The following is a 22,891-nucleotide window of genomic DNA, read 5'->3' as shown; positions in this document are numbered from 1 at the left end:
TGGCGAGGATGCTTATTAAAAAAAAAGTTGGTAACTTTCAGCTTTCGGTTTCACCAGAAAAGCTGAAGCGTGGGACAAAGACGCTGCTGCTCGGGAGAGAAGCGGATAAGGGGCTGCTGTTCCGTGTATTTATGTATCTGATTCTGGTGGATACGGCATTTATTTATTTGAAACCAATATTGTACATGATGACGACGATGGTGAAGGATGCGGACAGCCTGCTTGATCCATCGGTTATTTGGGTGCCAAAGTCGCTGTATATGGGGCATATTCAAGAGGCAGCGGCGCTAATGCAGTATGCACAAAGCTTCAGCATTAGCCTTGGGCTGTCCTTATCCACCGCTATTCTTCAGACGGTATCCTGCGCGATAGCCGGTTATGCCTTCGCGAGACTGTCCTTTCCGCTTAAGAGGCTCCTGTTCGCCGCGCTGCTCTTTACGTTCATTATGCCGCCGCAAGTCACTATTCTGCCGTCGATCCTCATGTTCAAGGAGCTGGGTTGGCTGAATACGGTGCTGCCGATGGTTGTGCCGGCTGTATTTGGCCACGGGCTGAAAGGCGCGTTGTTCGTTCTAATATTCCGGCAGTTTTTCTCTACGCTGCCCAAAGAGCTGGAGGAAGCTGCGCGGATCGACGGCGCCAGCATGTTCCGGCTGTTCTTTCGCGTCATGCTGCCCATCTCGCGTTCAGCTATGGCTGTCGTATTCCTGTTCTCACTGGTCTGGTCATGGAATGATGCCTACTATCCCGCCATGTATATGCTGGGGGCCGAGCATGTTCCGTTATCTGTCAGCTTGTCTAGGCTGTCGGCCAGCCTCGCTGGAGAGGCGGAAGGGGGAGGAATGAGCGTATTTGCGGAGCCGATCAAGATGGCAGGTTCCTTTCTTATTATATTGCCGGTGCTGTTCATCTACGGCTTCACTCAGCGATGGTTTGTTGAGGGAGTGGAACGGACGGGGCTTGTCGAATAGAATAACCCGCTTGTCCATGCTATAAGACAAGGGCGGGCGGATAACCTAACTGCAGGGAAGTGAACAGAACATTGAGTGAATCGATCCATGCCGGTTCATCGCCGGGGCATATTCACTCGGCGAAGGATTGGCGGTTTGACGATGATGATTACGAGGCAGCAGGCGGCAGGATTGGCTTTGTCGACAGATGGATAGCAGCTGTCTTTCGAAGGCTCGGAAAGCAAAAGGATAAACGTCAGGCGGCGAGCGGCAAGCCGCTTCTAATCGCCTTTTTCCAGGCGAAGTGGTATGTGTACGCATCGGGCGTCATGTTTATACTGGCAGCGAACCTGTTTCAGGCTTATTTCCCCAAGGTGCTCGGGCAGTTCACCGATGAGCTGCAGCGCGGCGCGCTGACAGCTTCTGCAATTGGCCATTATAGCCTGTTGCTTGTGGGCATTGGCATTATTTATGCGGTGCTTGGTGGCATTGGGCAGTTCCATATTATGTACGTCGGAAGGATTTTCGAATATTTCGCGCGCAAAAGGCTATTCCATCATTTCACGGTGCTCGGCGAACGCTTCTATGCGAAGCGGGGAGTCGGCAATCTGCTGAGCTATGTGATGAATGACATTACGTCCGTACGTGAGTCGATCTCCATGGGAGTCAACCAGACGACGAATACGACGCTGCTTATGATTACGGCAGTCGCGGCGATGCTGACGAGCAATATTCCGTATTATCTGATTGGCGTCTGCGTCCTCCCGTTGCTTCTGATTCCTTATATGGTGGTCCGATTCGGGCCGGTTATCCGGGAAAGGTCGCTTGCGGTTCAGGAGGCGCTTGGCACGATGACGGAATCGGCCGAGGAGCAGTTCGCTGGAATCCGGGTAACGAAAAAGTTCGCGGTGGAGCCGATTATGATCCGTAAATTCAGCGAAACGGTCGACAGTATCCGCGACAAGCAGGTGAAGCTGGTGCGGGTATCGTCAATTTTCCAGGCGCTGATCCCGTTTCTTGGTGCCTTGTCGCTCATTATTACATTCGCATTCGGATGCTATCTGACGATGAACGGAACGATTACGCTTGGCAACTTCATCGCATTAACTCTATACATCCGGATGATGATCACACCACTGCAGCAGATCGGGAATGTCATCAACACGATGCAGCGCTCAAGAGCTTCGTTAACGAGGTTGAATAATCTGTTCGGCGAGCATGCGGATATTCCGGAATTGGACAATGCCGTGGAGAAGAATTTGAAGAAGGAACCGCTGGTGATCGATCGTTTGTCATTCACTTATCCCGGCACTAACCGGGAGGTGCTGAAGGACATTTCCTTCACGCTGGAGCCGGGACGGACTGTTGGCATCGTCGGGCTTACCGGCAGCGGCAAGACAACGCTGATCAAGCTGCTGCTGCGCATCTATGAAGCTCCGCCAGGGACCGTTCGTGCGGGAGATACCAATATCCAGGACCTTACCTTGGCGTGCCTGCGTGACAGTATCGCTTATGTGCCGCAGGATGGCTTTTTGTTCAGTACGACAATCCGCGATAATATCGCGTTCCATGACCGTGAAGCTGACTTCCGCACGGTTGAGCATGCGGCCCGGACTGCACAGATCGCAAGCAGCATATCTAAATTCACCGATGGTTATGAGACAAAGCTTGGGGAACGCGGTGTAACCTTGTCCGGTGGACAGCGGCAGCGTACTTCTCTGGCTCGGGGGCTGATGAAGGATGCACCTGTGCTTATTCTGGATGACAGCGTGAGTGCGGTGGACACCGTGACGGAAAAACGAATTATTGAAGCTGTCCGCGACGAGCGGGCAGACAAAACAACAATTATTATTGCGCACCGGATTAGCGCGCTGAAGCATGCCGATGAAATTATTGTGCTTGATCAAGGCCAGGTTGTGCAGCGGGGTACGCATGATGAGCTGCTGGCAGAGCCGGGTATTTATGCGTCGCTGCATGCGATTCAGGAGGAGGGGAGCCGAAATGGCACAGGCGACTAATAATTGGCAAATGGACAGCAAGACCGACCATAGCCTCCCGGCGCCCAAAGCGTCCTATTCATCCGCATTCCGTATCCTGATCGGGTATACGAAGCCATACAGGTTAACGCTCCTTGGTGTATTTGCATGTATCCTGCTTGCGATCTTCGCTGATTTGCTTCAGCCTTATTTGGTCAAGATCGCAATCGATGATCATTTAATGAAGGGCAGCAAGGAATACACACCTGTGCTCGTAATCGCAGGTAGTTGTCTCGTCTTGTCAGCAGGAAATCTGCTGTTTACTTATCTGCAAAACAACCTGATCCAGCATGCCGGCCAGGGCATTGTGGCGGATATCCGCAAGCAGGTGTTTCGGCATATCGCCAAGCAGTCGATTTCCTTTTTCGACCGCGTTCCTAGCGGCAGTCTAATTACCTATGTTTCGAGCGATACGGAATCGCTGAACCAATTTTTTAACCAGGTGCTGCTCAGCCTGCTTCGTGACGGCCTCACGCTTACCTTCATTTTGGTGCTGATGTTTCAACTTGATCCACAGCTTGCATTGTATTGCATGATCCTGCTGCCGGTCATCGCGCTGATCGCCATCTTGTTCCGCGGCTATATGCGCCAAACTTATCAACTGGCAAGAACGAATCTTTCCCGTCTGATCGCCTTTTGTGCGGAAAATCTGGCGGGCATGGGCCTTATTCAAGTGTTTCATCAGGAGCGCGAACAGCGGCGCCGGTTTCTGGAGCGCAACCGGGCCTATTATAAAGCAAATCTGCGGGAAATCCGCACGAACGTTATGTTCAACCGAACCTTTGATATATTGGGTAACTTGTCTGTGGCGCTGGTTATCTGGTTTGGCGGGCGGGCTGTGCTTGGGCATGATCTCGAATTCGGCGTCCTGTATGCTTTCATCACGTATATCCGCCAGTTCTTTCAGCCGATTACAACGATTACTCAGCAATGGAATACGCTGCAGTCGGCTACCGTATCCGTGAACCGGATATGGGATGTTTTTGCGCAGGAACCGGAAGTACGGGAGCCATCCAGTCAAGCAACAGTGGAGCTTGAAACGTTCCAGGGACGGATCGATTTCAATCAGATCACCTTTGGATATGGGGATGGTGGGTCTGTAATCCGTGGACTTGATCTTCATGTCCGACCGGGCGAGATGATCGGGATTGCCGGTACGACAGGAGCCGGGAAGAGCTCGCTGATCAGTCTGCTCTGCCGGTTCTATGATGTAAGGAGCGGCAGCGTCTTCATCGATGGCATAGATGTTCGGGATATTCCGCAGGCCACGCTGCATCGGCTGATCGGGCTTGTCCAACAGGAGCCATATTTGTATCATGGCAGCATCGTGGATAATGTGCGTCTATTCGATGAATCGATTACGCGCGAAGAGGTGGAGAAAGCCTGTCAGTTGGTGGGCGCTGATGAACGGATCCGCCGGATGCAAGGCGGGTACGATACGATGTTGTCCGAGCGCGGCAGCGGGTTGTCAGCAGGCGAGCGACAGCTGCTTTCCTTCGCCCGTATTATCGTGTTTAAGCCGAAGGTCCTGATTCTGGATGAAGCGACGGCAAATCTGGATTCGCAGTCCGAGCAGTTGATCCAGCATGCATTGTCGGTCGTCTCGCGCGGCCGAACGACGTTCGTTATTGCCCACCGCCTGTCTACAATTCAACAGGCCGATCGGATATTGGTTATGAACAGCGGGGTAATCGCAGAAGAGGGTACGCATGAGGAGCTGCTGAAGCATCGCGGCTATTATTACAAACTTCACAGCCATGTGAAGGGGGAGACACAGCAGCAGGAACAGGAACTACAATTCATGAAGCTGTCATAAACGTTTTGACAGCTTTAAGAGTTCGGTGATATAGTAGCCTCAAATTCCTATTTATCAGGTTGGAATAGTATATGAATAAAATTCTACCGTACAAACGGAGATAAGCTTCTTAAGTGAGGCCTATCTCCGTTTTTTTATGGCTATATGCAGTACGTAATAAAGGAGGGAACGGGAATGGGAGCAAGCCCTGAAATTCAGTTCACGGCTGATGTGCTGGTGTTAGGCGGTGGACCGTCGGGCGCATGGGCGGCATGGAGTGCCGCACAGCATGGAGCCAAGGTTATTCTGGCGGACAAAGGTTATCTTGGGACAAGCGGAGCGACGGCTCCCGGCGGCACAAATCTGTTGTATTTGCCGCCTGATCAGGCGAAGCGGGACGCTGCCGTCGAGGAACGGCTGAAGGGTGGCGGCTATTTATCCGAGGCCGATTGGATCTACCGTGTAATGGAGCAGGTGTACATTAATATGGAGCTGGTGGCGGAATGGGGTTACCCGTTTCCGAAGGATGCAGAAGGCAACGTTAGTAAAGCCCATCTGCACGGGCCGGAATATATGCATCTGATGCGTCGCGTGGTCGCGAAGGCCGGTGTGAAGATACTCGATCAGCATCCGGCGCAAGAGCTGCTGCAAGATGAGCATGGCGTTGCCGGAGCACGAGGGATCAGCCGGCTCGACGGCCGCTCATGGGAGGTGCGAGCTGGCGCGGTTGTCATTGCAACGGGAGGCTGCGCGTTCTTAAGCAAAGGGCTTGGCTGCAATGTGCTGACCGGCGACGGTCTGCTTATGGCTTCCGAGCTTGGGGCGGACCTGTCGGGTATGGAGTTCTCCCGCCAATATGCGCCAAGTGCGGCATTCGGTACGGTTACGCGCGGACGTCTGCTTGGCTGGGCATCGTTCTATGATGCGGATGGACAGTCGCTCCATGACGGGAAGACCGGCCCGCAAGGCGATGATTTTCTCGCCCGTATGCTCCGCAATGGGCCTGTATACGCGACGCTGGATCAGGCAGATACGGAGGAGACGCGCAGGCTGCTTCGGCAGGCGCATCCGGTCTTCTTCCTGCCGTATGACCGGTCAGGCATAGATCCGTTCACGGAACGGTTCCAGCTAACGCTGCGTTACGAAGGCACAGTCCGGGGGACTGGCGGCATCCGGATTGTCGGGAAGGATTGTTCTACCTCTGTGCCGGGCTTGTATGCGGCAGGGGATGCGGCTTCCCGTGAGAAAACAGCCGGGGCACGTACCGGCGGCGGAGCCTACAACGCCTCTTGGGCGATTTGCTCCGGTACTTGGGCGGGGCAGGGCGCTGCTGAACACGCCCGCTCACTTGGCTCCGCCGCAGACCGTCGGGAAGTAAAGCCGACGGGGCAATTCGGCCTCGTCTCTTCAGCGCGCACGGGCAAGGTGATGGAAGTTCGTGATTTAACGGAAAGCATACAGCGCGAGGTGCTGCCGCTGGCAATCAATTATTTCCGAAGCGTTCCGACTATCAAAGGTGCGCTTGACCGGCTTCATGCGCTGTGGCCGGAGGTATACGGGCAGCCTCCAGATTCGGTACAGGGCAAGGTTCGTGCCCGGGAAGCGGCGGCCATGGCTGCAACGGCACGTTGGATGTACACGGCGGCGCTTGCCCGTACGGAGACCCGCGGCATGCATACGCTGGCGGAGCATCCGGCGATGGATTCGGATCAGACACATCGCCTGCTCGTATCCGGGGTGGAGCATATAACGCTCCGCAAGGAAAAGGTGGCTGGCGGCGGCAGGCTAAAGCCGGCTGAGGAAGAAGGGAGGCTGATTCTGTGATCGAGCTTATCAGTGAGAATAGATGCATCCAGTGCGGGCTGTGCGTCAAGGTATGTCCTACGAATGTATTTGATGAGGACGATGCCGGAATGCCGGTGATCGCCCGGCAGGAAGACTGCCAAACCTGCTTTATGTGCGAAGCTTATTGTCCGGTTGATGCAATGTACGTATCGCCGCAGGCTGATATTTCTGTACAGGTGAATGAGCAGCAACTCATCGTTGACGGCCTGCTCGGCAGCTGGCGGGCAACGATCGGCTGGGGACCTAATAGCAAAGGCTCGATGGCGGCGAACGATACTGTTCCTCTATTAAACGGGCTGAGAGATAGAAGACGTGCTGCACAGGCTTAATGGCATAAGATTTTTTAATGATGAGAGGAGAATATACTCATGACACAACTATTTGTATCAAACGAAACGCGGTTGACATCTTACCTGCCGGAGGTTGCAGCCAAACGGCAGCCTGATCATCCGGTCCACCCGCTTATTCTCAATCGCTGGTCGCCGCGCTCGTACTCTGATCGTCCTGTAACGGATGAGACGCTGTTCACCGTGCTGGAAGCTGCCCGCTGGGCGCCTTCCTCGAGCAATGTGCAGCCATGGCGTTTTTATGTGGCAAGGACGGAAGCGGAGCATGAGACATTCCGCGAATTTATCCGCCCTAGGAATCGTCTATGGACAGACAAAGTGCCGGTTCTGCTGCTGATAGCTTCTGAGAAGCTGAAGGAGAACGGCGATCCGAACGGCGCACATGCTTTCGACAGCGGTGCAGCCTGGAGTATTCTTACGCTTCAAGCTAATCTGCTTGGCTTGTCGACACGCGCAGTAGGCGGCTTTGATGCAACCAAGGCCCGTGAAGTATTAGGGACGCCGGAGCATATCGCGCTTCATGCGGTTATTGCCCTCGGTTATCAAGGGGAGCTTGCGACGCTGGATGCCTCGTTCCATGAACTTGAAATTCCGAACAGCCGCCGGTCGCTGCAAGACAGCCTGCTTCCAATAGCGACGAACGTATAAAAGTAAAGATGGAAGGCGGCTGAAGCATTATGACTAAAGCAGCACGCAATATTACAGAGCTGATCGGGGCAACGCCAATTGTCAGGCTGAACCGGATCGTGCCTCAGGGCAGCGCCGAGATTTATTTGAAGCTGGAGTTTTTTAATCCGGGAAGCAGCGTGAAGGATCGGATTGCCCTAAGTATCATTGAGGAAGCGGAAAAGGAAGGCAATCTTCAGCCCGGTGATACGATCATCGAGGCGACAAGCGGTAATACGGGCATTGGCATCGCGATGGTCGCTGCCGCCCGGGGCTATAAAGCAATTCTGGTCATGCCGGATACAATGAGCCTGGAGCGCCGTAACCTGCTGAAAGCCTTCGGCGCCGAGCTTGTCTTGACGCCGGGTACGGAGGGGATGGCAGGCGCTATCCGAGTGGCGAATGAGATTGTGGACCGGAATCCTTCATATTTCCCGGCTCGTCAGTTCGATAATGAAGCGAATGTGAAAATTCATCGCGAAACGACTGGACCGGAAATTATCGAGTCGATCGAATCGCTGGATGGAAGGCTGGATGCGTTTGTTGCAGGGGTCGGCACCGGCGGAACGATCACCGGAGCGGGAGAAGTACTGCGCAGGCGGTTTCCCGATATTCATATTGCCGCAGTGGAGCCGGAGGGCTCGTCGATCTTGTCCGGCGGTTCGGCCGGTCCACACAAAATTCAAGGAATTGGTGCCGGGTTCGTGCCCTCCATTCTGAACACGGAAATTTACGATGAAATTATACCGGTCAGCAATGAGCAGGCCTTCGAAGCGTCCCGCCTTGCCGCCCGTGAGGAAGGCATTCTTGGCGGGATCTCGTCAGGTGCAGCCATATATGCTGCTTTGCAGCTGGCGCAAAGACTTGGGGCCGGCAAAAGGATTGTTGCGGTTGTTCCAAGCAACGGGGAACGTTACCTGTCAACAGTGCTGTACCAGTCGGAAGATAAAGCAGACGGCGTATAGGGCCAAGAAGGAGGAGAAGGATGAGTGATTCAGCGAAATTGCAGCTAACGGCGGATGTACTGGTCATTGGCGGTGGTCCGGCAGGCGCTTGGGCAGCCTGGAGCGCTGCTACTAACGGGGCCAAAGTCGTGCTGGTAGACAAGGGCTATCTCGGAAGCAGCGGCGCTACGGCGCCAGGTGGTACAAACCTGCTTTATTTGCCGCCGGATAAGGAAATGAGGGAGCTCGCCGTAGAGCGCAGGATGAAGCAGGGTGGTTATTTGGCGGAGCCGGCATGGATTCATCGGGTGCTCGACCAGGTATATACGAATATGGAGCTGATTGAAGAATGGGGTTATCCTTTCGTACGCGATGAGAACGGCACCCCGATGCGCGACCATCTGCATGGTCCGGAATATATGTCGATTATGCGCAAGGTTGTAAAGCGGGCCGGGGTGAAGGTTCTCGACCAATCGCCTGCTCTGGAGCTGCTCGTCGATGAGTTTGGCGTAGGCGGCGCCCGGGGGGTGTCAAGGCAGGACGACCGGACATGGGAAGTACGAGCCAATGCGGTTGTTATTGCAACTGGGGGCTGCGCCTTCTTAAGCAACGGACTTGGCTGTAACGTATTAACCGGCGACGGTTATTTGATGGCCGGGGAGCTTGGGGTGGAGTTCTCGGGGATGGAGTTTTCCCGCCGATATGCACCTGCTCCGGCCTTTGGCTCGAATACCCGTTCAAGGCTGCTTGGCTGGGCAACCTATTATGATGAGCATGGCAATGAAATGAAAGGGGCAAGGCAGGGAGATTTTTTGGCTGAGTCACTGCTGAAGGGGCCGGTCTACGCGATTATGAACAAGGCTGATACGCCTGAGAAGCAAGCTCTCTTAAGAAAATCCCATGCAATCTTTTTCCTTCCGTACGACCGGGCGGGCATAGATGTATTCACTCAGCCTTTCCCGCTAACGCTGCGCTACGAAGGAACCGTCCGCGGTACGGGCGGTATCCGTATCGTAGGTGATGACTGCGGCACGACGGTTGGGGGATTGTACGCCGCAGGCGATGCCGCGACTCGCGAGCGTATTACCGGCTCAGCGTCGGGTGGTGGCGCCTTTAACGCCTCTTGGGCGATTTGCTCGGGAACATGGGCGGGTAAAGGAGCAGCTGCTTATGCCTTATCCCACCGAAGCAGTGCTGCGGCACGGGACTTGAAGCCGGCTGGCAAGTACGGCCTTGGTGCCCCTTCGCACCACGCCGAGGAAGCACAGGCGTCTTCCGTTACTTCGCAGGAGCTGATCAAGGAGATTCAAAATCAGGTACTACCGCTTACCACGAATTATTTCCGCACCGAGCCTGGGCTGAAGATGGCTTTGCATCGGCTGGATGAAGTGTGGAAGCAGGTGAATAACCAAGCTCCACAGAACATGCTGGAGCAGGTGCGCGCACGTGAGACGGCGGCGATGGCGGCAACTGCCCGCTGGATGTATACGGCTGCCCTGTCACGGAAGGAATCCCGAAGCGGGGGGCTTCATGTGCTGGCGGAATATCCGGACCAGGACGAAGCGCAGCAGCACCGGCTGCTCGTATCGGGACTCGAAGAGATTCATATTCGGACGGAACAGGTGCCGGAATCGAGTAACGCCATAACTTCAGATGCGGCAGCAGCCGAGGGGGTGCAAGCAGGATGATCGAGTTAGTGAGTAAGGAGCGTTGCATATCCTGCAATATTTGCGTCAAAGTATGCCCGACAAATGTATTTGATAAAGGCGATGACGGCGTACCTGTCATTGCACGGCAAAGCGATTGCCAGACCTGCTTTATCTGCGAAGTTTATTGCCCGGCAGATGCGCTTTATGTCTCTCCGTATGCCGAGCAGACGGTAGAAGTAAACGAGCAGGAGCTCGCGGACAAAGGTGTACTAGGCAGCTGGCGTGCCATTATCGGGTGGGGACCAGGTCGTACGAAGATCGCGGCGATTGATACGACGCCGTTCATTGACCGGATCCTGCCTCCTCGGACTGTCCGTCCGCAAGGTGTATCGGAAGTGCTGCGTGGCGGGAGCTAAATGAAAGGAATAGATGGAAGGAGCAAGGCCTAGGGAATCGTAGAGACCCTGGGCCTTGTTTTGGTTTGTTTGGTATTGTGCTATGCTATCAACGAAAAAGTACTGGAAATAGACAGGGGGTTAATATGATGAATCACCTTCTCCTGGCTGACGATGATCCCAATATCAGAGAGCTTGTCCGTTTCGTTATGACCCGTGAAGGTTATCAGGTGCATGAAGCGCAGGACGGGGCTGAAGCGATAGAGGTGATGACACGCGCGCCGATTAATCTGGCCATTATTGATATCATGATGCCGCATCTGGATGGGTTTGAGCTTTGCGAATATATTCGGGAGCACTATGATATCCCGATTATTATGCTTACAGCCAAGGATCAACTGATTGATAAAGAGCAAGGCTATCTCAGAGGGACGGATGATTACGTGACCAAGCCCTTCGAGCCGGAGGAGCTGCTTTATCGGGTCAAGGCTCTGTTTCGCCGTTATACAAAGGTATCTAATGACATCATCCGAATGAATCGCATTACGATTGACCGTAAAAACGTAGAAGTTACCGATGGCAAATCGGTTCTATTGCTGCCGATGAAGGAATTTGAGCTTCTCGCCCAGTTAGCTCAGTATCCGGGCCGGCTCTTCTCCCGTGACGAGCTGATTCGTCTTGTATGGGGGGCGGATTTCGAGGGGGATGACCGAACGGTTGATGTTCACATCAAGCGGCTCCGCCAGCGTTTTGCCGATTATGCTGATGATTTTACGATACAGACGGTACGGGGAATTGGCTACAAGGCAGAGGTGAGAGGCAAATGAAGTCATTGTACTTTAGGGTCTTTTTCATGACACTAGCTGTTATTCTCGTCAGCAGTATACTCGGGTTTCTGGTCTCTAACTATTATTATCATATAAAGCTTAAGCCTTATAACGATGACAAGCTGGTCAGTATTGCTGAGCAGATGAAGGATTTCATTGAGGCGGAGCCTGCCGATATGGATCGTTATTTGCGCAATGCAGCAACGCTTGGCTATGAGATTTATGTGACGGACGGGCAGGGAGAATCGCATGATTACGGCCGGAGCTTTCGTGAGCATGACTTGGACAATCAGGCTGTTGCAGCTGTTCTTGGCGGAGGAGTATACCACGGCGTAGCACAGTTTCCAAATAAGCCGTTCATAACCGGATTTTTTGAAAATCGGTTAAGCAACACCGTTGGCGTGCTCGTACAATCACCCGATAAGAAATATGCCTTGTTTATGCGCCCTGACGTTCTGCTGCAGTTCGGCGAGCTTCGCACCTTCTTTGCTCTGATTGGGTTGTTGACGGTGATCATTAGTGTTTTATTTTTTATAATCAGTACACGTTATTTGGTCAAGCCCATTACACGGCTGACGGAGGCAACCAAACGGATCGCACAAGGGAATTACAATCTTCGCCTGCCAAAAAGAAGGCGCGATGAAATCGGACAGCTTGCCGAACATTTTATGACAATGAGTAAGGAGCTCGAGCGGGTTGATCAGTCACGTCAGCAGTTTGTTTCGAATGTCTCACATGAAATCCAATCACCACTTACCTCTATCCAAGGGTTTGCCAATGTATTAGCTGAGCAAGAGCTTCCGAAGGAGGAGCGTAAGCATTACGCCTCGATTATTGAAGCTGAAAGTCGTCACCTCTCTGTACTTAGTAAGCAACTGCTGATGCTCTCTTCGTTGGAACAAGGGCAGGAGGCGTTAAACAAGAAGGACTTCCCCTTGTACAAACACATTCGCCAAGCCGCACAGGTTATGCAGTGGCAGCTCGAGGAGAAGGAGCTGCTGCTCAAGCTGTCCATTCCCGAGTCCATCACACTTTACGGAGATGAGGTGCTGCTGCAGCAGGTGTGGATGAATCTGCTGGGTAATGCAGTGAATCATATTCCACCAGGGAGAAGTATTGATATTCGGGCGGAACAGATGCAATCCTATACCATCATTGTTGTAGCGGATACAGGTGAGGGTATTCCTTCTGAGCATCTGCCGTTTCTGTTTGACCGTTTCTACCGAGTCGACCGCGCACGCGAGCGTGCTTCAGGCCGGACAGGCCTGGGACTTGCCATCGTGAAAAAGATTGTGCAGCTGCACGAAGGGGAAATCGAAGCAGGCAGCTCACTTGGTGAAGGCACTTGGTTTACGGTGAAGCTCCCCCAATTGTAATGATTCGTTCATACGCCGTTCATTTTCGCTTCCTAAACTTGAGCCATTAAAGGGAGGGAAGCATCATGTATCTGGCCATTCGTGAGATTAGATTCGCCAAAGTTCGTTATTCGCTGATCGCAGCTATTATGCTGCTGGTCGCCTTTCTTGTATTGTTCGTTACCGGGTTGGCGCAAGGTCTAGCCTATGATAATGCAGCATCCATTCAGAATATGAACGCTACGCATTTTGTGATGGAGAAGGATTCCAATCATCGCTTTACACGGTCTCAGATTAAAGAGCAGGCGTTGACCCAGGCGGAGGCCATAGTTGGCGAGAATAATGTGCAGCCGCTGGGTGTTCGGATGACAACGGTGACGGCTGAAGCTAGTGCTCTCAAGCTTGATGTAACGCTGCTAGCGATTAGACCTGAAGGCTGGCTTATGCCGCCGGTTGTTGAAGGAAATGCCCTTGAAATGAAGAGTGAAGGAAAAGTGCTTGTGGACGACAAATTGAAGGATTCGGGGATTCGGATCGGTACTGTGATCGTAGACCAGATATCTGGTATGAAGTGGACCGTCAGTGGTTTTGTAACCCAGCAATCATTCAGTCATTCACCTGCGGTATTCCTAAGTGATCGAGACTGGCAGCAGCTTCAGTTGCTATCATCGACGAGACCAGATGTCAGCGGGACGGATATCGATAAAGCTTACAGCGCTCTTGCTATTCATGCGGATAAGGAACAAGTTGAACGTCTTGCAGCCGTATTGCCGGATGCTGAGATCGTGACCAAATCGGCTGCAGTCTCTGCGATTCCGGGCTACAAGGAAGAGCAAGGCTCGCTAAAGATGATGACTGCATTTTTGTTTGTTATTTCTGCATTTGTGCTTGCGGTGTTCTTCTACGTCATTACCATACAAAAGAGCAGCCAGTTTGGCATTCTGAAGGCCATCGGCACACGTACGACTTACTTGCTGTTAAGTGTTACCTTACAAGTCCTGCTCTTATGTGCAGGGAGTCTTATTATCAGCGTACTGCTCATACTCGGAGTAAAAGCATTGCTGCCAAGCGGCATGCCGTTTCAGCTTGATGCTTCTACACTAGCCATTTCTTGCAGTGCTTTTCTCGTCATGTCTCTCGCAGGCTCCTTGTTTTCCGTATGGAAAGTGGCCAGAATTGACGCCTTGGATGCGATCGGGAGGACAGCAGCATGAGAGAAAGAATGATTCTTCATAATATAACCCGTAAGTTCGATGATGGCGGTATACAGCGTACGATCCTTGATCAGTTGAATTTGTCTGTGTCGGAAGGGGAGCTGGTTGCCGTAATGGGACCTTCTGGTTCCGGTAAAAGCACATTCCTGTCCATAGCAGGTGCGCTTCTAGAGCCTACAAGTGGAGATGTTCTGCTCGATGGAGAATCGATCATCGGTAAAGATAAGCAGGCACTCTCGGATATGCGGCTGCATAAGCTTGGGTTTATTTTTCAAAGCGCGAATTTACTTCCTTATCTAAAGATTGAGGAGCAGCTGTTGTTTGTGGCCAAACAAGGAGGTATGGACAATACGCAGGCAGTTGGAAGAGCGAGGGGGCTGCTTCAGAAGCTAGGCATGAGCCAGCGCAGCCAAGCTTATCCAGATAAGTTGTCCGGAGGGGAACGCCAGCGTGTCGCCATTGCTAGAGCACTTATGAACGATCCGGCTGTGCTCCTGGCTGACGAACCAACGGCAAGTTTGGACGCAAACCGGGGGATGGACGTTGTACGCATGATTGCAGGCGAGGTAAAGGAGCAAGGGAAGAGCGCGATCATGGTCACGCATGACGAGCGAGTTCTGACGCTTTGCGACCGAGTGTTGTACTTGGAGGATGGGAAGCTGGTTGAGCGTTAAACGCGCGCTGCTGTTGGTCGCCAACTGAATTGAATGCGCTATGTTGGATTTCATGCAGGATAAGCCTCCGTTCTCTCTCGGGAACTTGAGCTACGTTGGATTTCATGTAGTATAATCTGATTGTTTCGGCGGTAGAAGCTCCATTCATCGATTTTTAATTGGAGAAAATCCAACGTAGCTAAGCCGCCGTTTATTTTGGCCATCTTCTATTGGAGGAAATCCATTGTACAAGGCTCTGGAGTCTGTTGAACTCTAGAGCCTTGTTTATATTTGAACCTTTTTCACCATTGTGCTCGTTATAACCCGTATAGTAATTTCTAGGAGTGGAGAGGAGCAGCATTGAGCATGAACAGAACATTGAAAATATCCGGAATCGTATTATTTATTCTACTGGCTGCAGCCGGATTGATCATATGGAAATATGACTTTCCGAAGAAGATTAATCTTACATATCCAGCGGTCGAGTTCAGAGCAGGAGATCCGTCTTCGGTAGATAAAACAACGATTACGATCAAAGGGACGCTGCGCCGGAAGCTGTGGCGCAATGAAAGCTTTTCAGGGCAGATTGAGATTGCGAAGTATGAAGTGACAAAGTCGAGGATGGCTCCGCTTATCTTCCATAAAGACATAAATAATGGTTGGGGAGTTTTAACTTATTTTGATGAAGTCTATAAAACGACGGGGGCAATTAAAAGTTCAAATATTGTAATGTTAAGCTCAATTTGGAAAACAAGTGAGTTTGAGAGCTTAAAGCTGCTACTCAATGAACCAGTTGGACAAAGTCCAAGTCAAGGAAAAGACCTTGAAATCATGGCACCAGCTACTGATTACGAAAGTGCTCTTGCCTTAGACAAACAGTATAAAGAACGCAATCAGAAATAAGTAAGCAAGCGAAATCGAGTGAAGCATGCGATGGCCAACTCGGCCACACGAGCTTCGCTCTTGTTTGTTTTCGGCCAATTTGCTACAATAGAATTGTAGTTTAGTAAATTTATTAACTAAATTTTAAGTGAATGAGGCATATATGGCTACAATTAAACAAATTGCAAGCGAAGCAGGCGTCTCGTCTGCAACGGTATCCCGTGTGCTGAATAACGACTTATCGCTAAGTGTCAGCGAGGAGACACGCAGCCGCATCTTTAATATTGCCGAACAGCTGCAATATAAGCCATCGCGCCTTAAGCGAATGAAGCAGGACAAGCTGCTATCGACGTTAAAGATTGGCCTCGTTATGTGGTCAACGCTTGAAGATGAGCATAGTGATCCTTATTTCAGCGCCATCCGGCGCGGGATTGAGACGCATTGTGAGGAGCTTGGTATTGCGATTGACAAGGTTATACGAGGTGCTTTGAAGTCCGATATGACACCGCTTAACGAGCTGGATGGCCTTATCGTCGTTGGCTCAGTTGATGATCAGGAGGTTAATCGGCTTTATCCGCATCGGGACAAAATTATCTTCGTAAACCATGATCTTGCTCCGGATGACTGTGATTCCGTTGAGCTTAACTTCGGGCAGGCGATGAAGGAAGTGCTCCGTCATTTGCACGAGCTTGGGCATACGGAGATTGGTTTTATCGGAGGCAGCTCGAATCCTGTCTTGCAGCGGGAACAGGGGTATCAGGAGGATCCGCGTACAAGGATATTCGCAGAGCTTCAGCAGAAGCGCGGATTTTATAATCCAGAGCTTATGTATTTGACGGATTGGTCCTCGAACGGAGGATACGAAACGATGCTTCGAATGCTGGATGCCGGGCATAAGCCTTCGGCCTGTTTCGTAGCCAGCGATCCGATGGCGGTAGGTGCTCTTCGCGCTCTTCATGAGCGTGGTTTGCAAGTGCCTGAGGATATAGCGATTATCGGCTTCGATGATATTGAGGTATCCGCTTTTCTCACACCGCCGCTTACTACCGTCCGTGTCCATACCGAGCTGATGGGTCGGACGGCTGTGCAGTTATTGCTCGAGCGGGCAGAGGGCAGAGAAGTGGCCTCGCATATCACGATTAATACGAAGCTGATCGTCCGAGAGAGCTGCGGAAGTAAGTAAACAAACTTTTACCCAACATGAGGAGGAACTAAGACAATGGCTATTTTTTATGATAAGGAACTAAATCTATTTCATCTGCAATCAAAGAATACAAGCTATGCTTTTCAAATTCTGAAGCAGGGTTATCCCGCTCATATCTATTGGGGCCGTAAAGTAAAAGGCTTGCAGCTTGATCGTCTGCTTCAGATTAAAGAAAGAGCATCGTTTAGTCCGAACCCTGATCAAGGTCAGCTGAATCTGTCGCTGGATGCGCTGCCGCAGGAGTTCCCTTCTTACGGAACTACGGATTTCCGCTCGCCGGCTTACCAAGTGAAGCTGCCAAACGGCTCGACGATTTGCGAATTGACGTATGACTCCCATGTAATCTTCGACGGTAAAAAGAAACTCGACGGCTTGCCTGCCGTTTACGTAGAATCCGACTCGGAAGCTCAGACGCTTGAACTGACGCTGAAGGATGATCTGACAGGACTTACTGCTGTTTTGTCCTATACCGTATTGGAGAATCATGACGCGATTACGCGTTCTGTGAAATTCATCAACAGTGGTGAAATGACTCTTGATCTGCAGCGTGCGCTTAGCATGAGCGTTGATTTTGTTCATGATCACTTCGAAATGCTGCAATTGTCCGGCGCTTGGGCGCGTGAGCGTTATGTGCACAAACGGAAGCTTGAGCCTGGTATGCAGTCTGTTGAGAGCCGCCGCGGTTCTTCCAGCCATATGCAAAATCCTTTCCTCGCGCTGCTTGCTGAAGGGACGACAGAGGATCATGGTGATGTTTATGGCGTTAACCTTGTCTACAGCGGCAGCTTTATCGCAGGTGTTGAGGTTGATCAATATCATTCTTCGCGTTTATTTATTGGCATTAATCCATTTGATTTTAACTGGAAGCTTGAAGCAGGTCAGCAGTTCCAAACACCGGAAGCCGTTATGGTCTTCTCGCCGGAAGGACTTGGCGGTATGTCCCGCATTTATCATGAGCTGTACCGTACAAGACTTGTTCGTGGTGAGTTCCGTGACAAGACTCGTCCAATCCTCGTGAATAACTGGGAAGCAACGTACTTCAACTTCAACGCAGACAAAATCGAAGCAATAGCAACAGCCGGCAAAGAGCTTGGCATTGAAATGTTCGTGCTGGATGACGGCTGGTTTGGCAAACGGAATGCGGACACCACCTCGCTTGGCGACTGGTTTGTAGACCGTAACAAGCTGCCGAACGGACTTGAGGATCTTGTTGATCGGGTGAAACGTCTGGATATGCAATTTGGTCTGTGGTTCGAGCCAGAGATGATCTCGCCGGAGAGCGAGCTGTACAAGGCACATCCGGATTGGTGTCTCCATGTAGAAGGACGCCGCAGATCGCAGGGCCGCAATCAGCTTATTCTCGACTACTCTCGCCAAGATGTTAGAGACTACATCGTGAAGACCGTATCGGATATTCTGTCGAGCTCGCCAATTACGTATGTAAAATGGGACATGAACCGCAATATGACGGAGATTGGTTCGGCACTTCTGCCGGCGGATCGCCAGCGTGAGACTGCTCATCGCTACATGCTGGGACTTTATGAAGTGCTTGAGACAATCACTTCTAAGTTCTCGCATATCCTGTTCGAAAGCTGCTCAGGCGGCGGTGGACGGTTTGATCCAGGTATGCTGTACTACATGCCGCAAACGTGGACAAGTGACAATACCGATGCGGTATCCCGTCTGAAAATCCAATACGGTACGAGTATCGTTTATCCGATTAGTACGATGGGCGCCCATGTGTCGGCGATTCCGAATCATCAGGTAGGCCGTAAAGCATCTCTTGAGACAAGAGGAAATGTAGCTTTGTCCGGTAACTTTGGTTATGAGCTGGACTTGACGGTGTTCACAGAGGAAGAGAAAGAAGCTGTGAAGGAGCAGGTTGCTCTTTATAAAGATGTGCGGCCTCTCGTGCAATTCGGTGATTTCTATCGGCTGCTCAGCCCATTTGAGGGTAATGAGACGGCATGGATGTTCGTATCGAAGGACAAAAGCGAAGCATTTGTTGTCTATGTATCTGTCCTTCAGGAGGCGAACGCCAAGCTTGACCGTATCCGTCTGAAAGGGCTGGATCCTAACCTTGAATATGCACTTGATGGAGAAGACGGTGCATATGGCGGTGACGAGCTGATGCACGCAGGTCTGCAGACACCACTGTTCCACGGTGATTATGCAAGTAAGGTATACCGTTTCCGCGCGGTGAAATAAGTAAGAAGACTCTGAAGGGATAGTTCCTTTCAGAGTCTTTTTTTGTGTGAAGGTTTGTATAAATTTTGCTAATGCGCATATGTATGGAACGGGGAACGAGTACAATGGTAGTAAGTCAATCGGAGACGAAGGAGGTTATGATGAAGGTGAATATTCGCAGTTATCCGCTTAACCGGATGATGACAACGAGGAACCTCGCCGCTTTGCTGATAGCTTTCATGCTGACTCCTTTGATTTTGACCATACATGCCATGCTCCAGCAGCGCTATTCTCAGTCGGCAATTGAGGACAATATATTTTCCAAGAACAGTTACCGGATCACGAGCCAGCAGCAGTCAATTAAGCTGGATTTCCGGATTGATCCTGCTTATATTCCGCGGAAGCCTGGAGAGGTGTTTCAGCTACATAAACTTATTTACAATCATCATCATACGAAAATTTATTTGGAGACAGTTGCCTGGCACAACCCGCCTAAGAATTCAGACAATATCTACATTACATTAAAGTTTGATCCTACTTATCTGTACAGCAAGGGCAGCTTTGTTACGAGCACGATTTTTAACGAGGATCAATCTTATCGTGATGTGATGTTTCTTCCGAAGTATTATGCCGATGACGGCAGTGTGATCCCGATTAATGATGGGAATAGCAGCCGGGAAGTGTTTATCCCAACCGAACAGCTGAAGGGCTTGAGCGGTGGATTAACATTAAAGTATGAAGGATTTAATCTGGTTAAATACGAGAGGCTGTAACGTTTGATTCATAGTCCAGATGATGCATTGCAGCTCAAATGGAGGGGCTGTCCCACGTACATGAAGATGACGCGGGGACAGCCCTTTTTTTGTTGAAAAATGTGGTATTTGAGTTACTTATTCTCTCTGGAACTAGAACATCTCATTTGGTATTATCGTACAGGGTCTATTTCTATTACATACCAAGAGAGGAATATCGCATGAAAACTTTTTACCGTAATTTTCTTTTTACTATGCTCGCAGCAGCTGTTCTGCTTGCATTCCCATTCCAGGCTTCTAAAGTAAGCGCTGCGTCTGCGGAAGACACCTGGTATACATATTTACCGATGGATATTGACGAACATTGGGCTTATGATGCGCTTGATAATTTCGTTTCAGCGGATCTGCTTAAGGGATACGTTGATTCCTATGGTGATACCTATCTGAAGCCGGATATGTCCATCAGCCGTGCGGAGTTCGTATCCATTCTGGTACGCGCACTTGGCCTGACTACAGAAGAAACAGGCAAAACCTTCACTGACGTTCCTGCCGGCAAATGGTACTCTGAGCCGATCGCGGTTGCAAGCTCCCTTGGTATCGTTAACGGTCTGAACGAAACCAAGTTTGGTCCTAATGAATTGATCAAACGTGGTGAGATCGCGACGATGGTTGTTCGTGCCTTCACCTCATCCGTATCGTTTGAAGGCGAAGCGAAGGTATTCTCCGACGTTCCGGAATATTTCGCTGCACCGTTCATTACGCAAGCAAGTCAGGCGGGCATTGTTAAGGGTGCAACGGCAACTACATTCAAGCCTTTTGCCAACGCAACTCGCGCTGAAGCTGTTGTAATGATCCAGCGTGCTCTTGATCTGCAGAAGAGTGATCTGCCTGAGGATGCTGTATTTAGTGCCGTAATTAATGATGATAACACCAAAGAGGCAGAAGCGATCAACACAGAGCAATTCGATAAGCTCAGCGAGATTCAGGCACAATATTTTACTGGTTACGAGTTGGCCATTCTTAGTTTAGACAATGATCTTTATGAGACATTTAAAGAGGAAGGCATCAAGATTACAGTGGAGCTGACTGCACCGGAAAGCTTTGAGGTTATATCCAAATCGAGCCGTTTTGCTGTTATTCATTCGACAGGCGGCTCCTATATCATTAATATTGTAGCTCCGGATATGACGCATTCTCAGCGGATTCCGACTGACGCCACTTACCATTTCAAAAAAATGCAGGACAACAGCTGGAAAATTTATAATGTGTCTGAAGATGATCCGGAATACAGTGATGAAGAATTCGGAGAATTCGGATTAAAAAAAATGCAAGTCCCAGCAGCGGATTAACTCATTCCGCCACGTTACGAAAGCGGTGCACTCTGCACCGCTTTTTTTTGATTTCTCGAAAATTCGGATAATATCGATATTAAGCTGAAGTTTGAAGGATTTAACTTGGTTAAATACGAACATAGCTAGAGGGCGAGGGGGGTGGCATGCAGCAACTGCACTACCTTTATTTCGATGAATGATAGGGTATCGCTTGAAAGGAGAGTGTCAAATGATTATCCAGCACTTAGCATTACACACAACTGTTTTGTCTGAGCAAAAGCAATTCTATAGCCAGCTTCTTGGCCTGAAGCTGACAGAGGAATCAGCAGATTCTTTCACTGTCCAAGCAGGTTATACCAAATTAACTTTTAATCAGACTAATGAGAGAAGCATCTATCATTTTGCCTTTAATATAGAAGAGAACAAGTTGATGGATGCTGTTCACTATTTGAAGAAACGGACTCCGCTGCTTAGTGACGGCAAGGACGAGGTATTTCATTTCCAGGATTGGAATGCCCATGCCTGTTATTTCTATGATGCCGCAGGCAATATTGTTGAGTTTATAGCTAGGCATAACCTCGTCAGTCAATCGCATGGTTCTTTTTCCATTACAGATCTATTAGGCATCAGCGAGCTAGGCTTACCAGTAGAGGTTGTTGCGGACACGGTTGCTTATTGCTCGAAAGAGTTGGGCCTTGCTCCTTGGCGAGGCAACGGGACAACTTTCCAGCCTATTGGAGATGAGCATGGCATGTTTATTGCTGCAACTGTTGAGCGCACCTGGTTCCCTACGAATGAACAAGCGGGAATTACACCGTTCTCGATAACGATAGCTGGGAAACGCAACAACAAAGTTGTTATCCCTGGCTATCCCTATGAGATAGTAATCTCCAGCTCTCCCACATAAATTGCAGTTCCCGTAACGACCGCTTGTCTGACTGATCGGATGGAAGCGGGAACGCTGTTACATCTTTTATAGAAACTGCTTCTTATATTCGCTTGGCGGAATGCCAACCGTGCTGCGGAAGATCCGGCTGAAGTACAGCGGATTATCGTAGCCAACAACAGCTGCAACTTCCTTCACATGGAGAGAGGATTCGGAGAGGAGCTTTTTCGCTTCATTCATCCGAATGTCGGTAATATATTTCATCGGCGTCATGCCGGTTACTTCCTTAAACTTATGAATAAACCGGAATACACTTAAGCTGCATTCTCCTGCAAGATCAGAGATACTTAAGTTGTCGCTGTATTTTTCATGCATGAAGGCAATCATCTGATTAATATCAGGATGCCGGCCTTGTGATCCCAGCTCGTCTGTCGACTGCAGTCTTCTCCCTAGAAGGGTAAGCATCTCGAGCAGATAAGCGGTTGTCAACTGACCACGAAGCGGCATATGGCTGTTTAGTTCTTGTATGATTTTTTTAAACAATGCAATCACTTCGTCTATGATTCCAATCGTATGAATGGACTGCTTCAGCAGACCAAATTGCTGCAAGTAATCATAAGCACTATATCCGGTAAAATGAATCCAATAAGCTTCCGTTCCATCCTCCGCTTGATAGCTGTAATGCTGCGGCTGCCCCGGGGTGTAGATGACGAAGTTCCCGCTTGTCACCTCGATCGTTTCATCTTGAAAGCGAAATAATCCTTTTCCCCCTGTAATATAGATCAGTTGAAAATCAACTCGCCCTTGATCCCGATTACGCGACAAGCTTTTGGTTTGAAGCCTTTGATAACCACACCAATTGACCGCTAGAAATTGCTCTGTATTGTTAAGGCCATGCTCCTGCCAACTATGCGCATCGCCGGAAATACTGATCACAAGCCTCACACTCCTGAAACAATTTTGTGTATGTTTA

General features: G+C 50.5%; 20 protein-coding genes. 19 read left to right on the top strand and 1 reads right to left on the bottom strand.

All coding sequences use genetic code 11. The features are described from left to right. Positions 1 to 8: 8 nt before the first annotated feature. The 19 genes from AC0YNT_RS20230 (at position 9) to AC0YNT_RS20140 (ending at position 21,939) form a co-directional block, all read left to right on the top strand. Positions 9 to 971, top strand: coding sequence for a carbohydrate ABC transporter permease (locus AC0YNT_RS20230; RefSeq protein WP_475806396.1), 963 nt, complete (start codon positions 9 to 11; stop codon positions 969 to 971). A gap of 308 nt (positions 972 to 1,279) precedes the next feature. Continuing rightward, entirely contained in the window at positions 1,280 to 2,968 is a 1,689-nt protein-coding gene (locus AC0YNT_RS20225) for an ABC transporter ATP-binding protein (RefSeq protein ID WP_475806395.1), read from the top strand. Beyond that, positions 2,952 to 4,802 (top strand): ABC transporter ATP-binding protein, encoded by a 1,851-nt coding sequence (locus tag AC0YNT_RS20220; RefSeq protein ID WP_475806252.1) that lies wholly within the window; start codon positions 2,952 to 2,954, stop codon positions 4,800 to 4,802. The genes AC0YNT_RS20225 and AC0YNT_RS20220 overlap by 17 nt, the downstream gene beginning before the upstream one ends. 174 nt (positions 4,803 to 4,976) lie before the next feature. Then, positions 4,977 to 6,605: an FAD-binding protein gene (locus tag AC0YNT_RS20215; protein ID WP_475806251.1), complete on the top strand. Its 1,629-nt coding sequence runs from the start codon at positions 4,977 to 4,979 to the stop codon at positions 6,603 to 6,605. Next, on the top strand, positions 6,602 to 6,955 hold the full coding sequence (locus AC0YNT_RS20210; RefSeq protein WP_475806250.1) for a 4Fe-4S binding protein: 354 nt from the start codon (positions 6,602 to 6,604) through the stop codon (positions 6,953 to 6,955). Before AC0YNT_RS20215 ends, AC0YNT_RS20210 begins: the two co-directional genes overlap by 4 nt. Before the next feature lie 39 nt (positions 6,956 to 6,994). Further along, positions 6,995 to 7,621, top strand: a complete 627-nt coding sequence (locus AC0YNT_RS20205; protein ID WP_475806249.1) for a nitroreductase family protein — start codon at positions 6,995 to 6,997, stop codon at positions 7,619 to 7,621. A gap of 29 nt (positions 7,622 to 7,650) precedes the next feature. After that, positions 7,651 to 8,604: a cysteine synthase A gene (gene cysK, locus AC0YNT_RS20200; protein ID WP_475806248.1), complete on the top strand. Its 954-nt coding sequence runs from the start codon at positions 7,651 to 7,653 to the stop codon at positions 8,602 to 8,604. 20 nt (positions 8,605 to 8,624) lie between these two features. Next, the gene (locus AC0YNT_RS20195) at positions 8,625 to 10,271 is read left to right on the top strand and encodes an FAD-dependent oxidoreductase (RefSeq protein ID WP_475806247.1); all 1,647 of its coding nucleotides are present in this window, start codon (positions 8,625 to 8,627) and stop codon (positions 10,269 to 10,271) included. Beyond that, positions 10,268 to 10,648 (top strand): 4Fe-4S binding protein, encoded by a 381-nt coding sequence (locus tag AC0YNT_RS20190; RefSeq protein WP_475806246.1) that lies wholly within the window; start codon positions 10,268 to 10,270, stop codon positions 10,646 to 10,648. The genes AC0YNT_RS20195 and AC0YNT_RS20190 overlap by 4 nt, the downstream gene beginning before the upstream one ends. Before the next feature lie 128 nt (positions 10,649 to 10,776). Further along, complete coding sequence (locus tag AC0YNT_RS20185) at positions 10,777 to 11,454, top strand: response regulator transcription factor (RefSeq protein WP_475806394.1); 678 nt, start codon at positions 10,777 to 10,779, stop codon at positions 11,452 to 11,454. Then, a complete protein-coding gene (locus AC0YNT_RS20180; RefSeq protein WP_475806245.1) occupies positions 11,451 to 12,830 on the top strand; it encodes a sensor histidine kinase in 1,380 nt (459 codons plus the stop codon). The genes AC0YNT_RS20185 and AC0YNT_RS20180 overlap by 4 nt, the downstream gene beginning before the upstream one ends. A 65-nt stretch (positions 12,831 to 12,895) precedes the next feature. Further along, a complete protein-coding gene (locus AC0YNT_RS20175; protein WP_475806244.1) occupies positions 12,896 to 14,023 on the top strand; it encodes an ABC transporter permease in 1,128 nt (375 codons plus the stop codon). Further along, positions 14,020 to 14,697: an ABC transporter ATP-binding protein gene (locus AC0YNT_RS20170; protein ID WP_475806243.1), complete on the top strand. Its 678-nt coding sequence runs from the start codon at positions 14,020 to 14,022 to the stop codon at positions 14,695 to 14,697. The genes AC0YNT_RS20175 and AC0YNT_RS20170 overlap by 4 nt, the downstream gene beginning before the upstream one ends. A 345-nt stretch (positions 14,698 to 15,042) precedes the next feature. Beyond that, positions 15,043 to 15,579 (top strand): hypothetical protein, encoded by a 537-nt coding sequence (locus tag AC0YNT_RS20165; RefSeq protein ID WP_475806242.1) that lies wholly within the window; start codon positions 15,043 to 15,045, stop codon positions 15,577 to 15,579. Between the two features lie 142 nt (positions 15,580 to 15,721). Further along, complete coding sequence (locus AC0YNT_RS20160; protein WP_475806241.1) at positions 15,722 to 16,741, top strand: LacI family DNA-binding transcriptional regulator; 1,020 nt, start codon at positions 15,722 to 15,724, stop codon at positions 16,739 to 16,741. Positions 16,742 to 16,777: 36 nt separating this feature from the next. After that, positions 16,778 to 18,970, top strand: a complete 2,193-nt coding sequence (locus tag AC0YNT_RS20155; RefSeq protein ID WP_475806240.1) for an alpha-galactosidase — start codon at positions 16,778 to 16,780, stop codon at positions 18,968 to 18,970. A gap of 104 nt (positions 18,971 to 19,074) precedes the next feature. Next, entirely contained in the window at positions 19,075 to 19,722 is a 648-nt protein-coding gene (locus AC0YNT_RS20150; RefSeq protein WP_475806239.1) for a hypothetical protein, read from the top strand. Positions 19,723 to 19,922: 200 nt separating this feature from the next. Beyond that, positions 19,923 to 21,050 (top strand): S-layer homology domain-containing protein, encoded by a 1,128-nt coding sequence (locus AC0YNT_RS20145; protein ID WP_475806238.1) that lies wholly within the window; start codon positions 19,923 to 19,925, stop codon positions 21,048 to 21,050. A gap of 211 nt (positions 21,051 to 21,261) precedes the next feature. Further along, a complete protein-coding gene (locus AC0YNT_RS20140; protein WP_475806237.1) occupies positions 21,262 to 21,939 on the top strand; it encodes a VOC family protein in 678 nt (225 codons plus the stop codon). A 66-nt stretch (positions 21,940 to 22,005) separates the two neighbouring features. On the opposite strand, the gene AC0YNT_RS20135 is transcribed toward AC0YNT_RS20140, so the two are convergent. After that, positions 22,006 to 22,854, bottom strand: coding sequence for a helix-turn-helix domain-containing protein (locus AC0YNT_RS20135; RefSeq protein WP_167279097.1), 849 nt, complete (start codon positions 22,852 to 22,854; stop codon positions 22,006 to 22,008). Positions 22,855 to 22,891 lie beyond the last annotated feature (37 nt).

It is taken from the genome of Paenibacillus sp. J22R56 (assembly GCF_056269375.1).
Note: the sequence above shows the minus strand (reverse complement) of the source record. Positions and strands in the feature narration are given on the sequence as shown.